The organism is Puia dinghuensis (assembly GCF_014642875.1).
Classification (GTDB): domain Bacteria; phylum Bacteroidota; class Bacteroidia; order Chitinophagales; family Chitinophagaceae; genus Puia; species Puia dinghuensis.
In genome coordinates, this window is record NZ_BMJC01000001.1 from 810,940 (window position 1) to 835,092 (window position 24,153).

Consider the following 24,153-nt stretch of genomic DNA (forward strand, 5'->3'; position numbering starts at 1 on the left):
TTTTCCCTGGAGAAAATTTACGTCCTTTTAGGATAAAAATATAAGTGTATACCCTTACACCCCACTCGCGTCATTAGAAGGAGTAGCGGGCGCCGAACTGCACAGAGTAATAGTTAGCCGTCTTCTGAAGGGTACCGGCATTCTGGTTGACACTATACGTAAAGGAATGGGAAGCCTGATCAAACCCGGTGACATTGTACAGGTTGGTGTTGATGATCTGGGTATATCCACCCCATTTGTAGTTGATCAGATTCAGCACATTGAAAATGTCTGCCCGGAAGGTGAGTTTGTGTGTCCCGCCCAATTTGAGATCATAAGCGGCGCTGAGATTCCACTGTGTACGCCAGGGCATAATGCCGCCGTTGTAGGGCGCAAACTTCCCGAAATTGTCCATCAGGAACTGCCTGAACTGCGGGCTCGTCTTCTGCAGCAGGCTCTTCATCCCGCTGGCGATGCTGGCCGGGGTGGCGGGGTTATTCGGATCATAGATATAGGCCAGGTCGGTGCCGTCATTGGCCTCGCCAATGATGTCCTTGTTGACATAAGCGGAGTACCGGGTATTCTGATAGGCCTGGAAGGAAGAGCTGATGCTAAAGCCATAGAACGACGGGCTCAGGAAAAGGGCCACAATTTTGTTGGGCTGGTCGCCGTCACTGTGCCAGCTCTTACCATAAGAGGAATAATCCCAGTAAGAAGAACCGACGCTGAAGTTGGCGTTGCGGGGGTCGCCACTGTCATAGGGCGGCGTGCCGGTAGCCTTTCCTTTGGCATAGCTGATGGTGAAGGTCCCGTCGCGGCCGATCTGGGCGGCGGCTTCGATCATGGCGCCAAAGTATTGGGACGCCCAGGTGGCATTGCTGAAATAGCGTACCTGGTTGAAGTCGGCAGCGATGCGCGAATTGGCCAGGATGGGCAGGTAGCTGGTTGAAGTGGAGTTGCTGAGCGTGCTGGCCGGAACATAGATGGCTCTGCCTTCATTGGTGACAAATTCCGGGGTCCGCTTCAGGTTAAGATCGTAGAGATAGAAGTTATCCCAGGTGTTGTCGAAGTAGATGTTTGCGCCCATTCGGAACCAGTTGTTGAAGTAATGATAATAGCTTGCGCTGGTCTTGAAGGTGAGCGGGTTTTTCAGGTGTTTGTCGAGGAGGAGAACGGTAGCCGGCTGTTTGGTGGTCAGCGAATTGTAGTACGCTACGCCGGGCACCGCGTTGAAATCCTTTTGATAAAGCGCCCACTGGGCAGGTGGTACGTTCTTGCGGATATCGATCTGGCGGAAGTCAACGCCATTGTCAATATGCGAGAAGGTGATCGGCTGAGTCGTCAGCTCCGAAGCAAAGAGTCCGGCACCGACTTTCACGATATCCCGGCCATCGCCATGAACGTCCCAGATGAGGTTGGCGCGAGGCTGGATGTTCTTTGCATCGAAGGGTACGACATGGGTGTTGACGCCCAGCTCTTCCTGCAGAAGAGGATTGTAGGTGGGGGCGTTGCCGATCACCTGGCCATCCCAGCGGAGACCGACGGTAAGGTTCAGGTTGGGGCGCAGGTTGGTTTCCATCTGAGCGAAAACCCCCAGCTCGATCAGGGGCACGTGTACCATCGGGTTCGTGCCGTTCAGCGGGATCTTACGGTTGAAGCGGTAGGGGTTGTTGTTTTGCAGGTCGGCGATGCTGGCATAATAGAACTGGCCCTGCTGGTCGTGCGAAAGGCGGTCGGTGATATTGTTGATATTGTTGTCGGTGCCAAATACAAAATGGAGGTTACCGGTAGTATACCGCAGGTAGTCGATTATCTGCACAACGTCGGATGCATCCCGCTCGGGCACCCAGTTCTGATCGCCAAATGCAACGGTGATGTTGCCCGTCGTTCCATCGCTAAAGGTAGAGTTGACGTTGACAAACCCTTCCGGCACATGGTTATCCAGGAAGTTGAGGAATTTACGATAGCTGCTGAATTGCAACTTTAGCTCGTTGGTGGTGTGGGGATTGAATTCCGTACGCAGACCCAGCATAAGGGAGTTGTCGATCTCGACACCGGTATACTGGGTGGAGAGAAGACCCGCCGATTTGAGCTTGTTGGGGTCGACGAAGTGCAGGTAATTATACTTCAGGGTCAGCAGGTTCTTCTTGTTGATGTTCCAGTCGAATTTGGCAAAGGCGTTCTGTGTACGCTGCTGGATGCTGATGGTGCCAAAATACTGCCGGGTGGTAGGAAAGCCAAAGGCCGGGCTCTCCAGGGTGTTGACGATGGTTTGCAGGTTGGCCTGTGTGATACCCAGGTTTTTCTCCGCCTGCGCCTGGGTAGCTCCGGCAAAGGTGAAGTCATAGGCGCGGAAAGGGATGGTATTGTTGTATTGGTCGTAAGCGATGAGGAAATGAACCTTATCCTTGATGATGGGACCGCTGAGCAAGCCGCCAAACTGTGCTATCTTATAATTATTGATAAGGTGGTTGCCGTTGATGTCCTTGTTTGCGGCCAGCGAGTTGGCGCCATAATAGCCCCAGGAAGCGCCCGACAGGGTGTTGGTCCCCGACTTGGTGATAGCTTTTACAACACCACCGCTGCCGCGGCCATTGGTGACATCATAAGAATTGGTGGAGACCTCAAACTCCCGGATGGTCTCGGATGATATCGAGAACTGCGCATCGGAGATGCCGCCGAACGTGGCGCGGCGGTTACTCACACCGTCCAGCATATAACCCGTTCCGCCGGCTTTGGCTCCCGCCAGGGAGGCGCCGTTGGCAAGCGGTGACAGGACCATGAGATCGGTGTAGTTGCGGGTGACCAGCGGTATTTTCTGGATGGCCCGGGCGGATACTGCCGTACCCGTTCCCAACCGGTCGACGCTATTGTTAAAGCTGTTGCTGCGGACGGTCACTTCCGAGAGGGTGGTCGCACTTTTGCTGAGCGGGATCTTGTAGAGAACAAGCCGGTCGCCCAGGTTGAGGACGTTATTTTTCAGGACGGTAGTCTGTGCGCCGACGGCGGAGACCTCGATGTCATAGGGTCCTACGGGAAGATCGCGGAGTTCGAAATAACCTTTCTTGTCGGTAATAGTCGTGGTGGTGAAACCGGTGGCCGTATTCCGGACGCTGATAGTGGCGGCTTCGATGACCTTGCCACTTTCTTCATAAACAAGTCCGCTGATGGCGGAGCCGCCGGATTGGGCGAAGAGAGAGCCGGAAAATGTAAGAAACAGACATGCTACTGCCAGAAACCTTTTAACCAGGAGTGTGCTTTTCATTTAGTTCGTTTTTCCGCGGCAAAATTATTTCATCGACAAAAAAGCAACGTCCTCCGGCAGGGAAGTTAACGGTAACGTAAAAAAAAAGTCACACAAAAAAAACAAATCGAGCAGGGGTGCCTATCTGCTAAAACCGATAGCGGATGCCCAGCGTCACCGGCAATGCGAAAAGATGGTACGTCATCGCCGCAGCCTTGTTATCAAAATACCGGCCTTCAAAAGAAAGGCCGAGCCCCCAGCGGCAGTTGAAGAAATAGGCAACGCCCATTTTGAACCCGGCCGTCGGTCCGTTCTTCGTCCCCGGCTTTACCCCGAGGGTAGCTCCGCCCGAGAGGATCTTGTCACCCGAGACAAAAGAATAACCTGCCGAGAGGGCAATGTCAGACTGCCAGCCAATTGGTCCTCCGATGGTCGCCTTGGCAAATACCTCCAGCGGGATGATGGGCTTGCCGGGATATACTGTGTTATAGGTATTGGGCGTGGACCCCGGATAAGGAATATCGTCCTGGTAGGAGAGCGTAAACCAGGACGCCGAGATGCCTGCCTGGAACCAGTGGTTAAAGATATGCGAGACGGTAAGTCTGGCCGTGGGCTGCGCCCCATTCGTCCGACTATGCTTCGCGGTATTGTCAAAGCGGGGGATCGAATTGAAAGAGCCACCGCCATCCAGTGCAATCTCCCATTTCTTATGGCATTCATCTTTGTCGTTGCCGGCCGATCGCAACCATACCGTGTCGGAATAAGTATACGACAGGGTATCAGCCGCACCGGCGCTATCGATGGTGAGGGGTATGCGCAAAGCCAGCACCGTATCCCGGCAAAGCAGCCATTGACGGGTGAAGGGCGCCGTGGTGACCCTTCCTCCCCCGTACCGGGTGTCCTTTATCCGGATAACCGTATCGATGCTGCGTAGCAGGCTGAAGACCGTATCATAGCCTTTTTTCTTTTTTACGGCGACCAGCATGCCCTGGTAGAAACGAATGCCCAGGTGAAGCGGCCGCTCATGCACGATACCTGTACCCGAAGTGTCCGGTCTTGCTTTGATCGTTACCTCCCGGCAACAGCCAATGCTTCCCGAGGCCGCTTCATCGACAAAGAAGGCATTGCCGCAGGTGTGCAAAATATAGAAATAACAACCGCCGGGACCCGTGATCTTCCACGCGGCAATGCCATCCTCCCCTTCTTCGGCAGGGTTTAGGGTTACATAGCTATAATTGCTCTCTTTATTGAAGAAGCCAAGGTTTCCTATCGTTCCGGGGTTGATAAACAAATTCTGGACATTGGCCGCCCGAAGATCTTTATATCCGCCCGCAAAGCCGATGTCCTGCAGGAGCCGGTTGAAAACCGTGAATTCCGTCTTGTATTGTTTACGGCTGTCGGGGTCTTTCACCGCGCGGATGAAGAGCGCACGGGTGACGATGCCTTTTTCAGCTTGCAGAAAAGGAAATTGAGGATGGCTGCCCAACTTTTCCGTAAACAGCCGGGGCCGGGCATGTGTATCGAACTGAAACAGGGGAGAACGTCTTTTGCAAGGACGTTGCGAAAAGAGTGACAGACAGCAGGAGAAGGTGAGGATCACGGATAAGATAAAACGCATTAGTACTCAACTGGTTTAAGGGTAGCGCAGCTGCGTTAACGAAAAAAATGTCCCCTTTCTTATATGCGTCAAAAAATAATATATTTTTTCGCCCGTTAAACTAAGTGTTCTACCGTTCGTCCTAAATAAATCCTTTAACAAAACCGTAAGAACCACTTAAATCCAAAATATGAAAACAAAAAACATCCAACATCTTTTGGTTGCCACTTCCCTTTCCCTGCTGTTGTTTGCCTGTAGCAAGAATAACAGCAATTCTTCCAGCACTCCTTCCAACTCCGATCTCCAAACCCAGTCCACCGACCAGACCGAGATCACTGCCGAAACCGATGCCGCTTTTAATGACGTCAACACGGCAATGACCAGCCAGGCTACCGTCAGTGGCGCCAGCGAAGGTTCTTCATTACGCTATGGAGTAACCGTAGATGGCGGTAACCAGGATACGGTGAAAAGCTACATTTGCGACGCTGTGGTGACGATCGATACGGTAGACAATCCCCGGACTATTACCATTAATTATAATGGCGCCAACTGCTCGCTGACCCGCACCCGTACGGGTAAGGTTGTTATCTCCTTCGCCAAGGGTGTTACCTGGCGTACCCAAGGCGCCGTCGTTACTGTTACCTTCGACAGCCTGAAGATCACCCGGCTCTCCAATGGCAAGACGCTTACGCTCAACGGTACCCATACGTATACCAACGTCACCGGTGGCAGCCTTGCCAGTCTGAGCGCCAGCAACGCCGGCCCCATCATCCATACGGTCACCAGCAACAATATGTCGATCACCTTTGACAATGGCGCTCAGCGCAGCTGGAACATCGCCCGTCAGCGTAGCTTTACCTACAGCAGCGGCCTCGTGATGACGGAGACGGGTATGCAAACCCAAAATGGCGTCTCCGGTATTTCCGAGTGGGGCACCAACCGCTTTGGCAACGCCTTCACCATGCAGATCGTAAACGGCCTTGTCATTTCGCAGAGCTGTTTCTTCCAACTGACGACCGGTCAGGTTGCGCTGACCAATGTGGCCGGTACCACGGATATCACCTTTGGCCTGGACGCTAACGGCAATTCAACGGGCTGTCCTGTCAGTCCCGCCACCTACTATTTCAAACTGGTGTGGACGGGTAACGGCGGAAAGACCTATACGACTATCCAGGCTTATTAACTTTTTCTTACTACATTATAGCAAGCGGCCCGCAAGGGCCGTTTGTCTTTTTGCGTATCTTTATCCTTATGAATCGTCTTGCACTGGTGATCCTCCTTGCGGGTGTGCTGCTCGCCTGTTCGAAAAATCCTACCGTTTCCGGCAACGCCACCGCTTTTAACTCCAATCTGCAGACCCAGGCCAACGACCAGGTGCGTATCTCCACCGAATTAGACGCCGCCTTTAATGATGTGGACAGCGCTATCGGCAAAGCATCGGCTGTCTGTGGCGGTACTATCACCGTCGATTCTGTCGACACTCCCCGGGCCATCACGATCACTTATAGCGGCAACACCTGTAATGCGCTTCGCAACCGTACGGGTACGATCAAGATCGCCAGTACGCCCGGCACCAGCTGGACTACCGCCGGCGACACCGCCACCGTCACATTCACCACAGTAGTGATCACCCGGCTGGCCGACAGCAAGACGCTTACGATCAACGGAGGATTTAAATACATAAATATCAGCGGCGGCAGCCTGGCAGGGTTGAGCACCAGCGGCGCGACACCGGTGGTCCACACCATCTCCGGCGTCAACATCAACATCACCTATGACAATGGGACGGTCACCACCTGGCAATTTGCCCGAAAGCGCACCTATACCTACAACAGCGGCATTGTCATCTCCACCCTTGGCATGGATTCGGTGGGGGGTATGGCAAGTGTCGCCGATTGGGGCGGCAATCGGTTTGGCAATAGCGTGATAGTAGCGCCTACGTCGCCTTTACTCATCAACCAGAGCTGCAACTGGCAAATGACGGGTGGGCAGGAGACCTTGAACAACCCGGTTGGAATCACCGCCCTCACCTTTGGATTGGATACCCTGGGGAAGGCGGCCACAGGCTGCCCCGCCACCGGCAGCCATTATTTCTACAATTTATCCTGGACAGGAACCGGAGAGAATCCATACAGCACCGTCCTCCCCTATTAATGACCCAAGTCGGGTATATTTCTTAAATTGCCGTTATGCAAACCGAGATTACTACCCTGCAGCCGGTGACTTCCGAATGGCTGCAGTCAATCGAAGCCCTCGCCGACGTTCCGGCCGACCAGTTGCAATGGATGATCGACAACAGCCTGCACCGGATACTGGCAGAGGGGGAATATGTCGCACGCCCCGGAGACCCCATTGCCGGATGTCATATCATCATTTCGGGCAGGGTGAAGCTTTATATGCTACAGAAGTCGGAGATAGTGGAAGTGAATATCCTGCAGGCAAAGGATGTCAGCGGCGCCCTGCCGTTTTCCCGGGCCGTCAAAGCGACCCTGTATGCAAAGGCCATCGAAGAGGTGAACATTATGACCCTGCCGATAGATAAATTCCGGCAGATGGTGAGCCTGCATTACGAGCTGACGGGAGCCCTTGTACATGTCATGACCAACAGGGTGCGGAATTTCACCGCCCAGCAGCAGCAGAACGATAAGATGTTGGCCCTTGGAAAGCTCTCAGCCGGGCTGGCGCACGAACTGAACAACCCGGCGGCAGCCATCGTGAGGGGGGCGGAATCGCTGAAGCAACATCTTCAGCTGGAGCCCGAGCTTTTTAAGGATGTCATGAATGTCCAGATGCAGCCGAAAGATGTAGATTTTGTCCAGGCCAAGCTCTTCGAGATACTAGGCCGGGAGGAAAGGCCCAGGCTCACGCTGGTTCAGCGGACGGAGCTCGAGGACGAAATGCGGGACTGCCTGGAAGATATGGGTGTCGAAAGAGCGGAAGAAGTGGCCGAGAATTTTATGGAGTTCGGTTTCACCTGTGAAGATATGGAAGCCTTCCACAGTCATACCCCCGACCAGTACCTCTCGCCGGTGTTGAACTGGATCAATACCAACCTCGTCACCGAGCGGATGGTGCAGGATATCCAGGAAGCAGCCAAGCGCATCTTTAACCTCATCCAGTCCGTAAAGACTTTTACGCATATGGATCAGGGTAAGGGAAAAGAGCTGATCGACATTCATACCGGCATTGACAGCACCCTGGTGATGATGCAATACAAACTCAGAAAAGGGAATATCGAGGTCGTTGAGGAGTTCGATAACCACCTGCCAAAAGTGATGGCGCTGGTGGGAGAATTGAACCAGGTGTGGACCAACCTCATCGACAATGCCGTAGATGCGATGGAAGTCAATGGCCGCGGACGGCTGACGATCAGGACGGAAAAGGATCATTCCTATGCCAAAATATCGATCATCGATGACGGTCCCGGCATCCCCGAAGAGATCAAATCAAGCATCTTCGATCCCTTTTTCACCACAAAGGGCATCGGTAAGGGGACAGGCCTCGGACTTGACGTCGTGAACCGTATCGTGGTAGGTCAGCACCACGGTTCGGTAAAAGTCAACTCTGTACCTGGAAAGACAGAATTTATAGTTTGCCTCCCTATTGGCGGATAATAGTACCTAACTTCGCATTACCAAACAACTATGACACCTCCTATTATTTTCATTATAGACGACGATCCACAAGTGCTACGGGCTATCACCCGCGATATGCGAACGAATTTCCGTGCATCCTATCGTATTATCAGCACGACCTCCGTCGCGGAAGCGATGGAGAGCTTTCTCGACCTCAAGAATAAAGGCGAGAACATTGCCCTGTTTGTCTCCGATCAGCGGATGCCGGAGATGGAAGGCGTGGATTTCCTGCAAAAGGCCCGCGAATTCTTTCCCGATGCCAAACGGGTGCTGCTTACTGCCTATTCCGACACGGATGCGGCGATAAAGGCGATCAACAGTGTACAGCTGGACTACTACCTGATGAAGCCCTGGGATCCACCCGAAGAAAAATTATATCCCGTCATCAGCGAACTGCTGGACGACTGGCAGGCCAGCTACCGGCCCGTATTTAAAGGGATCAAGGTCATCGGTTACCAGTTCTCGCCAAAGTCGCATGAGATAAAAGAATTCCTTTCCGGCAATCTTGTGCCCTATCAATGGCAGGATGTAGAGATAAGCCAGGAAGCGAAAGACCTGGTAAAGCTGAACAATATTCCCTTAAAAGACCTGCCTGCCCTTTTTCTGGACGATGGTAGCTGTCTTTGTTCGCCGGGTATTCCCGAGATCGCGCAAAAGATCGGGCTCAATCCCGGCATCAAGAATATCGTATATGACGTGGTGATCATCGGAGCAGGTCCTGCGGGTCTGGCCGCTTCGGTATATGGCGCCTCAGAGGGATTGAAGACCCTGCTTGTTGAACGCCGTTCGCCCGGTGGACAGGCAGGCACCAGTAGCCGCATCGAGAACTACCTGGGTTTTCCCAACGGGCTCAGCGGTTCGGAGCTGACCCGCCGGGCCATCACCCAGGCGACGCGGCTGGGCGCCGAGGTGCTATTGCCGCACCAGGTGCGTGAGATCTGTCAGAAGGATGGCTATAAGAAAGTAATGCTGGAAAACGGAGATGAGATCAATACCCATTCCATCGTGATCACCACCGGCGTCGACTACCGTAAACTGGAGACTAAAGGGATACCCGATTTCACCGGCGCGGGTGTGTATTATGGTGCGGCGATGACGGAAGCCGCCGCCTTCCGCGACTGCGAGGTCTTTGTGGTAGGGGGAGGCAACTCGGCAGGCCAGGCGGCCATGCACCTTTCCAAGTTCGCCGCCAGCGTCACCATCGTCATCCGCAGGGACGACCTCACCAGTACGATGTCGGCCTACCTCATCGACCAGATCGCAAAACGGGAGAATATCCATATCCTTTCGCGGAGCGAGATCGCGGAGGCTAAAGGCAATGGCCGGCTGGAAGAGTTGAGCATCCTGCAATGCGATACGGGAGAAACAACTACCCATAAGGCAAATGCCCTGTTCATCTTCATCGGCGCCAAGCCATTTACGGATTGGATCGGCCTGGACATCATCAAGGATGAAAAAGGGTTCCTGGAGACGGGAAGGGATCTGAAGACCCATGACCAGTTCAAAAAGATCTGGAAGCAGGACAGGGACCCCTATCTGCTGGAGACCAGTTGTCCCGGGATATTTGCCGCCGGCGATGTCCGGGCAGGGGCTATGAACCGCGTCGCTTCCGCCGTTGGCGAAGGATCGATGTCCATCAGCTTTGTACATAAATATCTTGCAGAAGTTTAAACTATCGACAATGGAATTGGAAAAAGCAGCCTGCTCACACATGCAGGAAATAAAAGAGCTCAAACAGGCCAAAGAAGAAGTCTGTGAAGAGTGTGTCAAGATCCATAGCACATGGGTACACCTGCGCACCTGTCAAACCTGTGGCGCCACGCTCTGCTGTGACCAGTCACGGCACAAACACATGACCAAACACTTTCATCGCACCGGCCACCCGGTTATCATCTCCTCGGAGCCCGGGGAGAAATGGATGTGGTGCTACCCCGACAATTTGTTTGCCGAATATTCCTGAAGAAGCGCTACCTTTGCGCAATTCTTTGGTAATGACCATTCTCATAGAAAAGGCTTCTATTGTCGACCGCAACTCCCCTCACCACGGAACGATAAGGGACATCCTCGTTGAAGATGGCCGGATCACAGCCATCGGAACAGACCTCACTATGCCGGCAGACAAGACTGTCCGGCACCCCGGTCTGCATGTCTCACCGGGCTGGGTGGATGTTTTTTCCCATTTCTGCGACCCCGGCTATGAGTTCAAGGAGACCCTTGAGACGGGTGCCGCGGCTGCGGCAGCGGGTGGGTATACCGATGTCTTTGTCATCCCCAACACAAAGCCAGTGGTCGACTCCAAATCCCAGGTAGAATATATCCGGCGGAAGGCCGCCACCCTGCCGGTGCGCGTCTGGCCCGTGGGCGCCGTCACGCGGGGGCTCGAAGGGAAGGACCTGGCTGAAATGTACGACATGCGGCACAGCGGTGCCGTGGCTTTCAGCGATGGGTTACAACCCGTACAAGCCGCCGGACTGCTGCTCAAAGGACTGCAATATGTAAAGGCCTTTGATGGAGTGATCATCCAGATACCCGACGACCGGACGGTAGGTGCCAACGGACTGATGAACGAAGGCGTCATCTCTACGCGGCTGGGCCTGCCCGGAAAGCCAATGATGGCCGAAGAGCTGATGGTCGCCAGGGATATAAAATTGGCCCGCTATACCGGCAGCCGTCTTCATTTCACCGGGGTTACATCCCCGCGCAGCCTGGAATATATCCGCCGGGCAAAAGAGTCCGGTCTGGCCGTCAGCTGCTCGGTGACCCCCTATCATCTCTATTTCACGGATGCCGATCTTACGGATTACGATACCAACCTGAAAGTTTATCCGCCGCTGCGCGACAGTCCTACCGTCCAGACCCTGCGGCACGCCGTGCTGGAAGGCGTGGTCGATGCCATCGCGTCGCATCACCTTCCGCATGAGTTCGACAGCAAGGTGGTGGAATTCGAATATGCAAAACCGGGGATGAGCAGCCTGGAGACCGCCTATGCTGTATTATGCACGGCCCTTCCCGGACTTTCGGCAGACAGGGCCGTACAGTTGCTGAGTGTTGGTCCCCGGGAATTGTTTGGGCTCGACCAGCCTTCCATCGCGGAAGGAAAGGAGGCGGTGCTCACTTTCTTCGACCCCGCCGGAAAAACCCAGGTATCGTTAAGCGCCTCCAAGTCGAAGAACAATCCCTTTCTTGGCAGGACACTGGAAGGGCAGGTGCTGGGGATATTGAACGGAACGCATTTACACTTAAATCAACCCGAGCAATAAAGATGGCCGCAGCAAAAAAGATCCCGGTAACCCTGCTCTATGGAAGCCTCGCGGCGTTGGGCATGATCGGTGTGACGGTGATTACGTATCTCAACGGAACTCAGGCTTTCATCGGCGGCGCGGCCTATCTCATGTATGTTTTTCCCGTCGTGCTGGCCATCGTTGCGGCGCTGGCCCAAAAGCGGCGAAAGGGCGGGATACTGGGTTTCCGCGACGCGTTGAAGGCTTGTTTTGGGGTGATCGTACTGTCCCTGGCCGTACAAACCGTTTTCACGCTGATCCTGGTGAAGTGGATCGACCCCCGCTTTGGGCGGGCGCTTCCCGACGCTGTGCTGACAAAGATGGAATCCACCTACCGGCGATTTCATGTGCCCGAGGACGAGATCGCCAGTTCGCTTGCCGAGCAAAAAAAGTCGGATCCATTTAGCGTCGGGCCGATGCTGTGGGGTTTGGCACTAAAATATATTATTGGATTTCCCGTCGCGGTGCTGTTCGCAGCCATCATCGGCCAGCGCTTGGTGAACCGCAGCCCAAAAGCATAAAAACCAGGAATGGAATTATCAATCGTCATACCGGTATACAACGAAGATGAGTCCCTACCCGAGCTGTGCAGCTGGATAGAAAAGGTCATGCACGAGAATGACTTCTCCTACGAAGTGATCCTGGTGGATGATGGCAGCACCGACCGCAGCTGGGAAGTGATCACCCACCTTCGCCAGTCCAATCCCAATATCAAGGGCATCAAATTCCAGCGCAACTATGGCAAGTCCGCTGCACTTAATGAGGGGTTTAAGGCCGCACATGGTGACGTAGTGATCACGATGGACGCTGACATGCAGGACAGTCCCGATGAGATTCCCGAGTTGCGCAAGATGATCCTCGAAGACCGCTACGATATGGTCAGCGGCTGGAAAAAAGTACGGCACGACCCCCTCTCCAAGACCCTGCCTTCCAAATTCTTCAACTGGACGACGGCCAGGGTGAGCAAGATCAAGCTGCATGACTTCAACTGCGGGTTAAAAGCCTATCGCAACAAAGTAGTAAAAAGCATCGAGGTCTATGGTGAGATGCACCGCTATATCCCCGTCATCGCCAAATGGTCGGGCTTTAAAAAGATCGGGGAAAAAGTAGTCCAGCACCGGCCAAGGAAGTATGGCTATACGAAATTCGGCGGTCTGGGCCGGGGGCTGAAGGGGCTGCTCGACCTGGCCTCGATCACCTTTGTGGGTAAATATGGTAAGCGGCCGATGCATTTTTTTGGACCTTTTGGCGTCATCTGCGGGCTCATTGGTTTCGGTGAAACAATCTCCCTCGTGATTCAGAAACTTGATAACATGTCAACTTTCACCCTTACCAACAAACCGTCTTTTTATATCGCCCTCACTGCTATGGTGGTAGGGACGCAACTGTTCCTCACCGGGTTTGTCGCCGAACTCATCTCCCGTAACTCCCCGGGACGCAACGCTTATCTTATCGAACAAAAACAAGGGCTCGAATAGTCATGAAAGGCACCGTCGTCATCATGGGTCCCGGTTACCCGTTGCGGGGAGGCCTGGCTACCTTTGACCAGCGGCTCGCCCGCGAATTTATAAAGGAGGGATATGCGTGCCCCATCTATTCGTTCTCGCTGCAATACCCGGGATTTCTCTTTCCCGGAACGACGCAATACAGCACGGATCCGCCACCCGAAGGGCTGACCATTCTTTCCCGTATCAATTCCATCAACCCCTTCAACTGGTGGTCGGTGGGAGAAGAACTACGGCGGTTGCGACCGGATATCATCGTCGTCCGTTACTGGCTCCCCTTAATGGGCCCGGCCCTGGGGACCATCCTGAGGCGGGTGAGAAAAAACCGGCATACCCGCATCATCGCGATCACGGATAATGTCATCCCCCATGAGAAAAGACCGGGCGACAAGCCTTTTACCCGGTATTTCCTGAAAGCTTGCGATGGCTATATCACGATGAGCGAAAAGGTAATGCTCGATCTGCGTACGTTTCAACCGATCAAACCGGCACAACAGGTAGCCCATCCGCTATACGATAATTTTGGCGAACCCATCCTGCAGACCACCGCCCGGCAGCTGCTGCGGGACAAAGGAGTGGCCATCGATGACAAAGACCGGGTGTTGCTCTTCTTTGGGTTTATCCGCAAATACAAGGGATTGGATATCGTGCTGGAAGCCATGGCCGACCCGCGGGTCGCCGACCTGGGCATCAAACTGCTGGTGGCCGGCGAATTCTATGAAGAAGCCGCTCCCTATCACGAACTGATCAACCGATTGGGCATCGGCGACCGGCTGCTGCTGCGCACCGATTTCATCCCCGACAGCGAGGTGCGGGATTATCTCTGTGCTGCGGACGCGGTGATACAGCCCTATCGCAATGCCACGCAAAGTGGCGTCACTCCGTTGGCCTATCATTTTGAGAAACCGATGATCGTGTCCAATGTGGGTGGATTGCCCTCCCTGGTGCCCCATGAGCAGGTTGGGTTGGTGGCTGAACCAGAACCCAGGGCCATGGCCGACGCCATCCTGCGATTCTTTGTATTGGGGGGAAGCTATTTTCTCCCCGCCCTCCGGACGGAGAAGGAAAAGTATTCCTGGAGCCGCCTGGTAGAAACCATTCTTAGCCTTAGCAAATGATCCCTTTCCAACAAATAGATGCATCCTGGACCCTCTTTCTCGACCGTGACGGGGTCATCAACATAGAAAAGGAAAACAGCTATATCTTCCACTATGGAGAATTCGTTTTCTATGAAGGTGTCCCGGAGGCCTTACGACGCTGTGCCGCGGTATTCGGCCACATCGTCATAGTCACCAACCAGCGGGGCGTGGGGAAGGGAATGATGACGGCAGGCGATCTGCAGGATATCCATGAAAAGATGGTTGCGGAGATCGAACTGGCGGGTGGGCGCATCTCCCGCATCTACTATGCGGATTCCCTCGACGACGCCCATCCTTTACGCAAACCCCAGCCCGGCATGGCGCATGCGGCGCAGCGCGATCTCCCCGGCGTCGACTTCGCCCGAAGCATCATGGTAGGAAATAACCTCAGCGACATGGAATTTGGCCGAAATGCCGGGATGTATACCGCTTTTCTGACCACCACCAGCCCCGAACAGCCCCTGCCCCACCCTGCGATCGATATGGCCTTCCCCTCGCTGGCCGATTTTGCAAAACATTTGTAACTTTACACTATCATGCATATCTCCCGCCCATCCATTGTCCTGCTCCTGGCGGTGTCCTGCCTGGTGGGGCTTTCCTTTCCCGCCGAAGCACAGCATTTGTCGCCCGCGGTGCAACAAGATCTCCGGCAGCGGGAGGATTCCCTGAAAGGATATTCCGACAGTATTGTCAATGCAGCGACTCCTGAGGTCCGGTTCAGGTCGGACAGCCAGTTTGTGCGGTCACTGGTGAGGGCGTTGAAACAGCCTTATTCTTTTTATTATCCTTTCGACTCCCTGCAGACGATCTCTCATCTCTATGCTCCCGACAGCACCTTCCGCATCTTTACGTGGCAGTTCAAAAAAGACGAATTTTTGTATCTGCAGGAAGGAGCCATCCAGATGAACCAGCCGGATGGGTCGTTAAAGCTGTTCCCGCTGTTCGACGCATCCATGTTTACGGATAAACCGGATGATTCCGTACGGACAAGAAAGAACTGGATCGGCGCGATCTACTACCGCATCATCGAGAAGACCTGGGAAGGCCGCAACTATTATACGCTATTGGGTTTTGATGACTACAGCGAGACCAGCAACAAGAAATGGATGGAGGTGCTAACCTTCAATCCCGCGGGGGAGCCGCAATTCGGCGGACCCTACTTCTCTTTTGCCGGGGACTCGGTACATAAAAAGATGCAATACCGCTTCAACATCGAATACAAGAAAGAGGCCGCCACCCGGTTCAATTATGATCCCGAAATGGACATGGTCGTCTATGATCATCTTGTTCCGGAAGGAGACCAGCCACAAAAGAAAGATACGTATGTCCCCGACGGTGACTTCGAAGCCTTTCAATGGAAGGATGGCCACTGGTTGCACATAGAGAAAAAATTGTTCACGTTCAAATTAAAGGACGGGGAGGCCCCGACGGAAGGGAAGATACTGGACGACCAGGGTAATATCGATGAAACGAAGCTGCAGGAGTCGTCGGATAAGAATGCAAAGAAGAAAAAGAACGATAAGCCGGCGCCGGCGAAAAAACCCGGTAGCTAGCGGCCGATCGGGCGCCACGAGCCCCGCCGGACTCAATGTCCGAGTAACCGCTTCTTGGCGCGGAGATATTCCTCTTCTGTGAGCGCGCCCTTCATTTTCAATTCAAACAGCTTTTCCAGTTCGGCCGCGACTTGCGGTGCATCCATCTTTTGGGCGCCACCGTTGCGGGCGTCGAGTGCTGCCGCCATCTGCATGGCCTGGCTGCTGTATTGCATATTCTTGTAGTCGGCCTGGGCGGCGGTGATGGTATCTTTCAGGCGTTTGGGATGATTCACGTTGTAGTAGTCCGTTGCACCGGCCTGTGCCGCTGTCTGTATCTCCACATGCCCAAAGTTGAAGAGACGGCCAGCCAGTGTCTGGTCGTAGGAGACGTTGTTGATATGGTCGAGCGGGCTTTCCTTGGCATAATGGCTCAGTAAGCCGGTTTCGTCGATGACGCGGAAATTGGTCACCACCCAGATATTGGCCTTCCAGGTGTAGTAGCGGATGAGCCAGTAGCCGGCGGCGAGTACCGCGGCCAGCCAGCCCCAGACCGAATGTAAATACCAGACAATGAAAACAGCGGCTGCAATTCCCAGCAAGGTGATAAGGACAGGCATCACCAGGGAAGTCCAGCTGCTATAGGTGACGAGCAGTATCTTCTCTCCTTTCTGAAGCGGCGTCCGCATATATGAAAGATTTTTTAATCGTCCAACTTTAACACGGCCAGGAAAGCTTCTTGTGGAACCTCCACATTACCGATCTGCCGCATCCGTTTCTTTCCTTCCTTTTGCTTCTCCAGGAGTTTGCGCTTACGGCTGATGTCCCCGCCATAACACTTTGCCGTCACGTCCTTGCGCAGCGCGCTGATCGTTTCCCGGGCGATGACTTTTGCACCGATAGCGGCCTGGATGGCGATCTGGAATTGTTGCCGGGGCAACAGTTCTTTCAGCTTCTCACAAAGTTTGCGGCCGAAATCATTGGCACGGCTCCGGTGGATAAGGGCGCTGAGGGCATCCACCTTATCACCATTGAGCAGGATATCCATCTTGGCAATGTCGCTGTCCCGCCTGTCGATAGGGTGATAGTCAAAAGAAGCATACCCGCGGGTCTGGCTCTTCAGCTTATCGTAGAAATCGAACACGATCTCGGTCAGGGGCATTTCGAAAACGAGTTCTACCCGGGTAGTGGTCAGGTAGGATTGGTTGATGAGGATACCTCGTTTCCCGAGGCAGAGCGTCATGATATTGCCGATATATTCCGGCTTGGTAATGATCTGCGCCCGGATATAGGGTTCTTCGATGCGGTCGATGCGTGTCGGGTCCGGCATCTCGGCCGGGTTATTGACGATGATCTCTTCGCCTTTGCTGGTATAGGCGACAAAGCTTACGTTTGGCACAGTGGTGATGACGGTCTGGTTGAACTCACGTTCCAGCCTTTCCTGGATAATTTCCATGTGGAGCATACCCAGGAAGCCGCACCGGAAACCAAAGCCGAGGGCCTGGGAAGTTTCCAGCTCATAAGTGAGAGAGGCGTCATTCAGCTGCAGCTTGTCCATGCAATCCCGCAATTCTTCGAAGTCATCCGTATTGACGGGGAAGATGCCCGCGAAGACCATCGGCTTTACTTCTTCAAAACCCTGGACCATTTCCGGATGGGGGTTGCTGGCGAGGGTGATGGTATCCCCCACCTTTACTTCCTTGGCATTTTTAATGCCGGTGATGATATAGCCTACATCGCCGGTCCTTACTTCCGGCTTGGGGTCAAGGGTCAACTTGAGTATCCCCACTTCGTCTGCGCCATAGGATTGACCGGTGGAGACGAATTGTACGATATCCCCCTTCTTGATGCTGCCGTTGAGGATGCGGTAGTAGACGATGATCCCCCGGAAGGAGTTAAAGACGCTGTCGAAGATGAGGGCCTGCAACGGGGCATCCGGGTTACCTTCAGGAGCCGGTATCCTTTCCACGATGGCTTCCAGTATTTCGGGCACCCCGACACCCGTGCGGGCGCTGGCTAGCAGGATATCCTCCGGCTTGCAGCCGATGAGCTCGATTATCTGGTCCTTCACTTCGTCGACCATGGCCCCGTCCATATCAATTTTATTGATAACCGGAATGATCTCCAGGTCGTTGCCGATGGCCAGGTAGAGGTTGGAAATGGTCTGGGCCTGTATCCCCTGGGTGGCGTCCACCAGCAGCAGGGCTCCTTCACAGGCGGCCAGGGCCCGGGAAACTTCATAGCTGAAATCCACATGGCCCGGTGTATCAATGAGATTGAGGACGAATTTCTCGCCTTTATGGGTATGGTTTATCTGGATGGCGTGGCTCTTGATGGTGATCCCTTTCTCACGTTCGAGGTCCATATCATCGAGCACCTGGGCCTGCATATCCCGCTGGGAGATGGTGTTGGTCATCTCCAGCAACCGGTCTGCCAGGGTACTTTTTCCGTGGTCGATATGGGCAATAATGCAAAAATTCCGTATATTTTTCATTCGCTGCAAATCTACACAAATAGGTCCATAAATTAGGGGTATGAACCGTTGGATCATCGGCTTTTTTATCCTGCAGATCGCCATCGATCTGACTCATTCCGTCACTGTTTTTCCCTTTGTTCACTATGGTATGTTCTCGGAATCTTTTGCCCTGCCGGACAGCGTAGAAGTGCTCGAAGTACGGGTCGACGGAAGGCTCCTGCGCCCAACCGACTTCGCCATCTATCGCTGGGATATGGTGCAAATACCGCTGGAAGCCTATGAAAAGCAGCTCGCCACCGGCGATTATGCCTTTGACAAGGAAAAATTGGGGGCGGGAATGCGGAAAACAGGGTTATCTTCGCTTTATAACGAATTGAAACCCAACTTAGACAATACCGGCTCCTTTATCCCATGGTATAAGCGCTATCTCAGCGGCCTGGTGGGTCATCCTATTACAACAGTGCAGGTGAACAAGGCCTGGTATCGATGGACGGCCGGGCGGCTGCGATTGATAAGAATCGAAACCTTCTTCAATGGATAGCCGGCAACGCATGGAGTACAGCCGCGATAAAAAGCTATTGCTGGCAATCTATTTCCTGTTCTATTTTGCAGTCTTCCTGTTTTTCGCCATCGACCACCGGCTGCTGGCGCAAATACAGCCCGTGGTCTTCCACTATAACCGCGATCTCACCGAACTGGTCGTCATCGGCACAGGCCTTCCCCGCTTTATGATCGTCCACCCGCTATGTTTTGCAGCAGCCGATACCCTTGCCTTCCTGTTGCCCGTTGCACTGTTCATTTACGCCATCCGCCGCAGACGCTTCTCGCCATGGCTTGGCGGAGTCTTCACGCTGTTCCTCGCTCTCTACCTGTTGCTGGCCGATCTTTTCTGGCAGGTACATCTCGAGCCTTTTATCCTTTACCTGTTGCTCGCTTTTGCCTTTCTCACCAACCGGGCCGACCGGTTTTATAGCATCCTCGCGGGCTGCCGCTATTACTTTTTGTATCTCTTTGTATCCGCCGCCATCTGGAAGATCGCGCGGGGTGCCGTCTTCAACGGGGAGGAAATGAGCCGTATCCTGCTGGTACACCACAGCGACCTGCTCAGCGGGGATTGTATCGGGTTTTCCTGCCGGGTCTATAGCTGGCTTATCGATCATCCCGGCGTCGCCCAGCTGTTCTACCTGGGTGGCGTAGCGCTGGAAGCCGTATTTTTCATCGGCTTTTTTACCCGGCGCTTCGACCGGCTGTTGCTGGCGCTGGCGGTTGTTTTTGTCGCGGCCGATCTGCTGGTGATGCGCATCCCTTACTGGACGATATTGCTGGGTGGCATCACCCTCTGGATAGACACCCGCCCCCGACAGCCGGTGATGGTTGTCTATGAGACGACACACCACGAGAACCTGCCGGCCCTGCTCGATGGCTGCGACATGCGTTTCCCCCGGGTCGTCGTCTTCCTTCCGGCTATTTCCTATCGCAACATCTCCGGTACGGGCACCCCGGAATCCCGCTGGCCGCGGACGGAGTTTATCCTCCAGGCGGAAGGACAGTCCAACCGGGCCTTTATCCGCCAGATCTTCGGGTATCTGCGGCGTCACCGGTGCAGCCATCTCCACCTGAGCACACTCGATAACAACCTGCTGGTGTTTAGCCTGCGGTTATGGGTCGCGGGAAGCCTCCACGTAAGCCTTACGGTGCATGAGGTGAATGAATATTTTGCTTACGCGTTTGGTTCGTGGCGCGACCGGACGGAGTCGTTCGCCAAAGCCCTTCTCCACCGGCGGATAAGACATTATACCTTTTTCCTGCCGGCGATGGCCGACCGTTTCCGGCAGCGGATGCCCCGCGCCACGGCGGTGTTTATCCCTTCGCGGTTCTATTCTTCAAGGGAGTGGGACCAACAGGAAACCTTTTCCATCGTGATCCCCGGTTCGGTAGACCCCAACCGGCGGGACTTTGGATTCGTTGTTGAATGCTTCCGCTGCTGGCAGCCACCAAGGCCGGTGCGGCTTGTCATCCTTGGGGACAGCAGCACTCCTTACGGCCAGGAGATAACCACAAAGCTGCGACAGCTCGAATCGGACCTGTTCCGCCTGCAATATTATACAGAGTATGTCCCTGAAACAGTGTACGAAGCGGCAATCCGCGATGCCAGCCTGCTCTGGAGTCCGCTGCGCGTACATAAAAAGAGCAGCCGCAATAGCCCCGAGATCTATGGCCAGACTACGGCCAGCGGACTTACGGCCGACCTCCTGCTCAACAATATCCCCGCGCTGGCGCCGGCGGAGTTTATTCTCGACGACCCGTTCCGCACCGCTCTCCTACCCTATGCTTCCGTACAAGAGGCGGTGGTATCCCTGCAGCGGTTGCTGACTGACGACAGCTACTATGCGGGGCTTCGGCAGGAGATCGACCGCGCCTTTTCCTTTTTTACAAAAGAGCATTTCCAACAAGCTTTCGATGCCCTAACGGGGTTCGATGCCTTAACGGGGTTTTACAAGGAAGCTTAGGAAGGGGGTGCAGATGCCATAGAAGCGATAAAGAAGCACCGCAAGCAGTCCATTATAGACGGCGCTGCTGATGAGGATGGCCAGGGCCCCGCCCGTGATGCCTCCCCCCGGAATAAGCAGCCTGCTGGTCACGATGAGCGCGGCCACATAGACCATCAGGCAATAAGCGGAATATTTTTCGCGTCCCTGCATCATCAGGATCGTATTGGCAGGCCCAAACAGGGAAAACAGCAGCTGGGCCAGACTGATATAGACAAGGGCATTGTAGCCGGTGCCAAAATCGTGGCCAAAGAAGCGAAGCAGAAAGGGCCCGGCCAGCATATTCACCAGTAAGAGGGGAATGGAAAGCACCGTCATCAACCGCGTGCTCTCGTTGAACAGACTCCGGGTATATTCCTTTTCTTCGATGGAGTGGCGGGCAAACAGCTGGGGTAGCACTACATGCATAAGAAAGAAGGGCAATATAAGCAGATCGGCAAACCGATAAGCGATGTTAAAGATGCCGATAGCGCTTTCTGCGGCGACGAAGAGGGGCAGCATCAGCATCGTCACCTTTGTGCTCAGCAGGTTTAACAGGCTGATGGAAAAAAACCAGGCCGTTTTCCTGCCGTGGCTTTCCGCAGGCGCCGCTGCCGCCGCGTCAGCATCGAATCGCCGCATAGTACGATAGACGAGCCACAGGATAACAAAGCAACAAAGAGCTGATACCGCAGTAGCGATAAGGACGAGGGTGCGGCTGTCAAATCGGGTCACCGATAGGCGGAATAAGCCTGTGAAGACAATAAGCAGCAGCGGCCGGGCGATCTTTTCCACCAGCTGACTCTGCCGGATATGGTTCAGCGCCTGCAGGATCATCTGGTTGAGGGAAAGAGCGGCGGAGAAATAGACGGCCGCCACGGCGATGAGGAAGAGACTCCGGTGCTCACTCAGCGAGCGCAGCGGCAATAAGCTGATCAGCGCTATGAATCCGCCGCAAACAACCAGGGTCGACAGCAGGATCCACCCGTTGGTCCCCTTTACCAGACGTAACACCCGTGCACCCTGCCCGGCGGCAATATACTTTGGCAATTGGGCCAGCACCAGGTCATCGCGTCCGCCGATCACCAGGATGGCGAGGATGCTCACCCAATTGAAGACATGCACATACAAGCCATAAGATGCCGTGTCGGTCGATCTTACCAGCCACCAGTTGGAAGCAAAGACCAGGACGATGGAGACACCCTGGATAAGAAAAGAATGCATCGTCCCCCGGAGGATACGTCGCCGGTCGGTTGCCGTTACGCCATCATCCAGCAGTCCGGTGAGCAACTTCATTTCAGCGCGCGGATGATGGAAATGAATTCCGTGGCGACGAGGGAGGCGCCGCCAACCAATCCACCGTCAACGTCGGGCGAATGAAAGAGCTCCATTGCATTAGCCGCCTTTACGCTGCCGCCATAAAGAATGGGAATATGATCGGCCGTCGCCTTGTTGTATTTTTTTGCAAAGAGATGACGGATATGGGCATGCATCTCCTGAGCCTGGGCGGCGGTTGCCGTTTTCCCGGTACCGATGGCCCAGATGGGTTCGTAGGCGATGACTATTTTGCGGATATCGGCCTCCGAAAAATGAAAAAGCGATTCCATCAGCTGCGTCTCCACGAATCCTTCCTGCGCGCCGACCTCCCGAATGCTCAGGGACTCACCGCAACAGAAGATGGGGGTGATGCCGTTGTCGAGGCAAAGCTGCACCTTCTGCGCAAGGGATTGGTTGCGTTCGGAGAAATATTCCCTTCTTTCGCTATGACCCAGCACACAATAACCGATGTTGATCGACTTCAGCATCTCCGCCGACACCTCTCCGGTATAGGCTCCCGCCTTCACGTCGGAACAGTTTTGCGCGGAGACATAATAGTTTGTCCTGCCGGACAGCTTCTGCGAAGCCATCATCAGGTAAGGAAAAGGAACGGCGAAAACGGCCGCCTGATGATCGGCAAGGGCGATATTTTCCTTCAGGATGGCATCCAGCAATTGTTCTCCCTGTTGATAGGTAAGGTTCATCTTCCAGTTGGCTGCTGCAATTTGTTGTCTCATTGATGGATGTTTTGTTTGCGAGCCCCCTCCGGGGGCTCCTGGTTTATAAGGACTCAAAAATATGTTTTAATCTCAGGACCTGGCTATCGGTAAAAATTTGATTTTTCATTTTCTTCCAGCTGGCGATGTCGCGGATGGCCTTGTCCCATTCATAGCGCACCGAGCCATTATGTCCCCAGCTGAAGTCAGGAATATATTTTGGCGGTACGCCTGCGCCAAAGATATTACAACAGACACCGGTGAGCGTCCCCGAGTCAAAGGAAGTATTTATCGCGGTCCGTGAGTAGTCTCCCATCAGCAGACCGCATTTTTGTCCTGCGTCGAGGTAGCTGCCCGATGCCGGATGCCAGACCCTGATCGTACCGGCGTTGTTCTTCAGATTGGAAGCGCTGGTGCCGGCGCCGAGGTTACACCATTCGCCGATGACGGCGTCACCCAGGTAGCCATCATGCCCCTTATTGGAATACCCGAAGAATACCGTGTTCTTGATCTCGCCCCCGCCAGTGCTATAGGGGCCCAGGGTAGTGGCGCCATATATCTTCGCTCCCATTTTGACGGTAGCGCCTTCGCACGCGGCAAAGGGCCCGCGGACGAGCGAGCCTTCCATGATCTCGGCCTTCGGACCGATATAGATGGGCCCGGTGGAGGCGTTGAGCACGCAATGTTGCACGTTGGCGCCGGCTTCGATGAAGATCGCTTCCGGGTTGATGGCCCGGACGGATGGTGGAATGGGTTGGGATTCGCGGCCGGTCGTTATCAGTTCAAAGTCTTCGAGCAGCGCTTCGGCGTTGTGTTGAAAGATGTGCCAGGGATAGCGGATGAGCCGTCCGTGGGTGATGATGCGATCGATAGCGGCCTGGTTGAAGGGTCCCTGGCCGGCAGGATGGAAAAGTTCGCGGTTCGCTTCTTCGCGGATGCGGGCCGCAAGCGCGCGGGTAGGCAGAATGTTGGCAGGCAGTGAGGGGGCAGAGGGATTCTTGTTCAGCATAAAGCCATTGAGCCCCAGCAGAAGCATCCACTTTTCCGATAACGTGAGGATGCCCATGCGGATGCCCAGCACCGAACGGGTGGAGGTAAAAGGAAGGAGGTCGTTGGTACAGGAAATGTCCTGTAATGGAAGGACGTACATGGGCCGCAAGGTATAAAAAAAATCCCCTCTTTGCAGAGGGGATGCTGTCATGAT

General features: G+C 54.3%; 20 protein-coding genes. 13 read left to right on the forward strand and 7 right to left on the reverse strand.

What is annotated here, in order from left to right:
* Nucleotides 1-73 precede the first annotated feature (73 nt).
* Both IEY39_RS03140 and IEY39_RS03145 read right to left on the reverse strand, forming a co-directional pair.
* Nucleotides 74-3,244 carry a TonB-dependent receptor gene (locus tag IEY39_RS03140; RefSeq protein WP_188928443.1) on the reverse strand — a complete coding sequence of 1,057 codons (3,171 nt, stop codon included), beginning with the start codon at nucleotides 3,242-3,244 and terminating at the stop codon, nucleotides 74-76.
* 127 nt (nucleotides 3,245-3,371) lie between these two features.
* Entirely contained in the window at nucleotides 3,372-4,841 is a 1,470-nt protein-coding gene (locus IEY39_RS03145; protein WP_188928445.1) for a hypothetical protein, read from the reverse strand.
* A gap of 169 nt (nucleotides 4,842-5,010) precedes the next feature.
* Between IEY39_RS03145 and IEY39_RS03150 the strand changes: the two genes are divergently transcribed.
* The 11 genes from IEY39_RS03150 (at nucleotide 5,011) to IEY39_RS03200 (ending at nucleotide 15,933) form a co-directional block, all read left to right on the forward strand.
* Nucleotides 5,011-6,003 carry a hypothetical protein gene (locus IEY39_RS03150; RefSeq protein ID WP_188928447.1) on the forward strand — a complete coding sequence of 331 codons (993 nt, stop codon included), beginning with the start codon at nucleotides 5,011-5,013 and terminating at the stop codon, nucleotides 6,001-6,003.
* 68 nt (nucleotides 6,004-6,071) lie between these two features.
* A complete protein-coding gene (locus tag IEY39_RS03155) occupies nucleotides 6,072-6,974 on the forward strand; it encodes a hypothetical protein (protein WP_188928449.1) in 903 nt (300 codons plus the stop codon).
* A 35-nt stretch (nucleotides 6,975-7,009) separates the two neighbouring features.
* On the forward strand, nucleotides 7,010-8,434 hold the full coding sequence (locus tag IEY39_RS03160; RefSeq protein ID WP_229688747.1) for an ATP-binding protein: 1,425 nt from the start codon (nucleotides 7,010-7,012) through the stop codon (nucleotides 8,432-8,434).
* Between the two features lie 30 nt (nucleotides 8,435-8,464).
* A complete protein-coding gene (locus IEY39_RS03165; RefSeq protein WP_188928451.1) occupies nucleotides 8,465-10,126 on the forward strand; it encodes an FAD-dependent oxidoreductase in 1,662 nt (553 codons plus the stop codon).
* 10 nt (nucleotides 10,127-10,136) lie between these two features.
* On the forward strand, nucleotides 10,137-10,415 hold the full coding sequence (locus IEY39_RS03170; protein ID WP_188928453.1) for a UBP-type zinc finger domain-containing protein: 279 nt from the start codon (nucleotides 10,137-10,139) through the stop codon (nucleotides 10,413-10,415).
* A 31-nt stretch (nucleotides 10,416-10,446) separates the two neighbouring features.
* The gene (locus tag IEY39_RS03175) at nucleotides 10,447-11,715 is read left to right on the forward strand and encodes a dihydroorotase (protein ID WP_188928454.1); all 1,269 of its coding nucleotides are present in this window, start codon (nucleotides 10,447-10,449) and stop codon (nucleotides 11,713-11,715) included.
* 2 nt (nucleotides 11,716-11,717) lie between these two features.
* Nucleotides 11,718-12,257, forward strand: a complete 540-nt coding sequence (locus tag IEY39_RS03180; protein WP_188928455.1) for a DUF4199 family protein — start codon at nucleotides 11,718-11,720, stop codon at nucleotides 12,255-12,257.
* 9 nt (nucleotides 12,258-12,266) lie between these two features.
* Nucleotides 12,267-13,214 (forward strand): glycosyltransferase family 2 protein, encoded by a 948-nt coding sequence (locus IEY39_RS03185; RefSeq protein WP_188928456.1) that lies wholly within the window; start codon nucleotides 12,267-12,269, stop codon nucleotides 13,212-13,214.
* A 2-nt stretch (nucleotides 13,215-13,216) separates the two neighbouring features.
* Nucleotides 13,217-14,359 carry a glycosyltransferase gene (locus IEY39_RS03190; protein ID WP_188928457.1) on the forward strand — a complete coding sequence of 381 codons (1,143 nt, stop codon included), beginning with the start codon at nucleotides 13,217-13,219 and terminating at the stop codon, nucleotides 14,357-14,359.
* Nucleotides 14,356-14,904, forward strand: a complete 549-nt coding sequence (locus IEY39_RS03195) for a D-glycero-alpha-D-manno-heptose-1,7-bisphosphate 7-phosphatase (RefSeq protein ID WP_188928458.1) — start codon at nucleotides 14,356-14,358, stop codon at nucleotides 14,902-14,904. Before IEY39_RS03190 ends, IEY39_RS03195 begins: the two co-directional genes overlap by 4 nt.
* A gap of 12 nt (nucleotides 14,905-14,916) precedes the next feature.
* Nucleotides 14,917-15,933: a hypothetical protein gene (locus IEY39_RS03200; RefSeq protein WP_188928460.1), complete on the forward strand. Its 1,017-nt coding sequence runs from the start codon at nucleotides 14,917-14,919 to the stop codon at nucleotides 15,931-15,933.
* Between the two features lie 32 nt (nucleotides 15,934-15,965).
* Here IEY39_RS03200 and IEY39_RS03205 read toward each other — a convergent pair whose 3' ends face one another.
* Both IEY39_RS03205 and lepA read right to left on the reverse strand, forming a co-directional pair.
* A complete protein-coding gene (locus tag IEY39_RS03205) occupies nucleotides 15,966-16,601 on the reverse strand; it encodes a PH domain-containing protein (RefSeq protein ID WP_188928463.1) in 636 nt (211 codons plus the stop codon).
* 14 nt (nucleotides 16,602-16,615) lie between these two features.
* Nucleotides 16,616-18,406: a translation elongation factor 4 gene (gene lepA / locus IEY39_RS03210; protein WP_188928464.1), complete on the reverse strand. Its 1,791-nt coding sequence runs from the start codon at nucleotides 18,404-18,406 to the stop codon at nucleotides 16,616-16,618.
* A gap of 40 nt (nucleotides 18,407-18,446) precedes the next feature.
* On the opposite strand from lepA, the gene IEY39_RS03215 reads away from it, so the two are divergent.
* A complete protein-coding gene (locus IEY39_RS03215) occupies nucleotides 18,447-18,929 on the forward strand; it encodes a hypothetical protein (protein ID WP_188928465.1) in 483 nt (160 codons plus the stop codon).
* Nucleotides 18,922-20,898, forward strand: coding sequence for a hypothetical protein (locus IEY39_RS03220; RefSeq protein ID WP_188928467.1), 1,977 nt, complete (start codon nucleotides 18,922-18,924; stop codon nucleotides 20,896-20,898). The genes IEY39_RS03215 and IEY39_RS03220 overlap by 8 nt, the downstream gene beginning before the upstream one ends.
* Here IEY39_RS03220 and IEY39_RS03225 read toward each other — a convergent pair.
* From IEY39_RS03225 to IEY39_RS03235, 3 genes are read right to left on the reverse strand one after another with little or no spacing between them, the layout of a single operon-like run.
* A complete protein-coding gene (locus tag IEY39_RS03225; protein ID WP_188928469.1) occupies nucleotides 20,872-22,212 on the reverse strand; it encodes an MATE family efflux transporter in 1,341 nt (446 codons plus the stop codon). The genes IEY39_RS03220 and IEY39_RS03225 overlap by 27 nt on opposite strands.
* Nucleotides 22,209-22,970: a triose-phosphate isomerase gene (gene tpiA, locus IEY39_RS03230; protein WP_188928471.1), complete on the reverse strand. Its 762-nt coding sequence runs from the start codon at nucleotides 22,968-22,970 to the stop codon at nucleotides 22,209-22,211. Before tpiA ends, IEY39_RS03225 begins: the two co-directional genes overlap by 4 nt.
* A gap of 43 nt (nucleotides 22,971-23,013) precedes the next feature.
* Nucleotides 23,014-24,150: a putative sugar nucleotidyl transferase gene (locus IEY39_RS03235; protein ID WP_229688748.1), complete on the reverse strand. Its 1,137-nt coding sequence runs from the start codon at nucleotides 24,148-24,150 to the stop codon at nucleotides 23,014-23,016.
* Nucleotides 24,151-24,153 lie beyond the last annotated feature (3 nt).

What these genes read in the sequence shown, in the direction of transcription:
- IEY39_RS03140 (WP_188928443.1), bottom strand. Translation starts at nt 3,244, where the DNA reads ATGAAAAGCACACTCCTGGTTAAAAGGTTTCTGGCAGTAGCATGTCTG.
- IEY39_RS03145 (WP_188928445.1), bottom strand. Translation starts at nt 4,841, where the DNA reads ATGCGTTTTATCTTATCCGTGATCCTCACCTTCTCCTGCTGTCTGTCA.
- IEY39_RS03150 (WP_188928447.1), top strand. Translation starts at nt 5,011, where the DNA reads ATGAAAACAAAAAACATCCAACATCTTTTGGTTGCCACTTCCCTTTCC.
- IEY39_RS03155 (WP_188928449.1), top strand. Translation starts at nt 6,072, where the DNA reads ATGAATCGTCTTGCACTGGTGATCCTCCTTGCGGGTGTGCTGCTCGCC.
- IEY39_RS03160 (WP_229688747.1), top strand. Translation starts at nt 7,010, where the DNA reads ATGCAAACCGAGATTACTACCCTGCAGCCGGTGACTTCCGAATGGCTG.
- IEY39_RS03165 (WP_188928451.1), top strand. Translation starts at nt 8,465, where the DNA reads ATGACACCTCCTATTATTTTCATTATAGACGACGATCCACAAGTGCTA.
- IEY39_RS03170 (WP_188928453.1), top strand. Translation starts at nt 10,137, where the DNA reads ATGGAATTGGAAAAAGCAGCCTGCTCACACATGCAGGAAATAAAAGAG.
- IEY39_RS03175 (WP_188928454.1), top strand. Translation starts at nt 10,447, where the DNA reads ATGACCATTCTCATAGAAAAGGCTTCTATTGTCGACCGCAACTCCCCT.
- IEY39_RS03180 (WP_188928455.1), top strand. Translation starts at nt 11,718, where the DNA reads ATGGCCGCAGCAAAAAAGATCCCGGTAACCCTGCTCTATGGAAGCCTC.
- IEY39_RS03185 (WP_188928456.1), top strand. Translation starts at nt 12,267, where the DNA reads ATGGAATTATCAATCGTCATACCGGTATACAACGAAGATGAGTCCCTA.
- IEY39_RS03190 (WP_188928457.1), top strand. Translation starts at nt 13,217, where the DNA reads ATGAAAGGCACCGTCGTCATCATGGGTCCCGGTTACCCGTTGCGGGGA.
- IEY39_RS03195 (WP_188928458.1), top strand. Translation starts at nt 14,356, where the DNA reads ATGATCCCTTTCCAACAAATAGATGCATCCTGGACCCTCTTTCTCGAC.
- IEY39_RS03200 (WP_188928460.1), top strand. Translation starts at nt 14,917, where the DNA reads ATGCATATCTCCCGCCCATCCATTGTCCTGCTCCTGGCGGTGTCCTGC.
- IEY39_RS03205 (WP_188928463.1), bottom strand. Translation starts at nt 16,601, where the DNA reads ATGCGGACGCCGCTTCAGAAAGGAGAGAAGATACTGCTCGTCACCTAT.
- lepA (WP_188928464.1), bottom strand. Translation starts at nt 18,406, where the DNA reads ATGAAAAATATACGGAATTTTTGCATTATTGCCCATATCGACCACGGA.
- IEY39_RS03215 (WP_188928465.1), top strand. Translation starts at nt 18,447, where the DNA reads ATGAACCGTTGGATCATCGGCTTTTTTATCCTGCAGATCGCCATCGAT.
- IEY39_RS03220 (WP_188928467.1), top strand. Translation starts at nt 18,922, where the DNA reads ATGGATAGCCGGCAACGCATGGAGTACAGCCGCGATAAAAAGCTATTG.
- IEY39_RS03225 (WP_188928469.1), bottom strand. Translation starts at nt 22,212, where the DNA reads ATGAAGTTGCTCACCGGACTGCTGGATGATGGCGTAACGGCAACCGAC.
- tpiA (WP_188928471.1), bottom strand. Translation starts at nt 22,970, where the DNA reads ATGAGACAACAAATTGCAGCAGCCAACTGGAAGATGAACCTTACCTAT.
- IEY39_RS03235 (WP_229688748.1), bottom strand. Translation starts at nt 24,150, where the DNA reads ATGACAGCATCCCCTCTGCAAAGAGGGGATTTTTTTTATACCTTGCGG.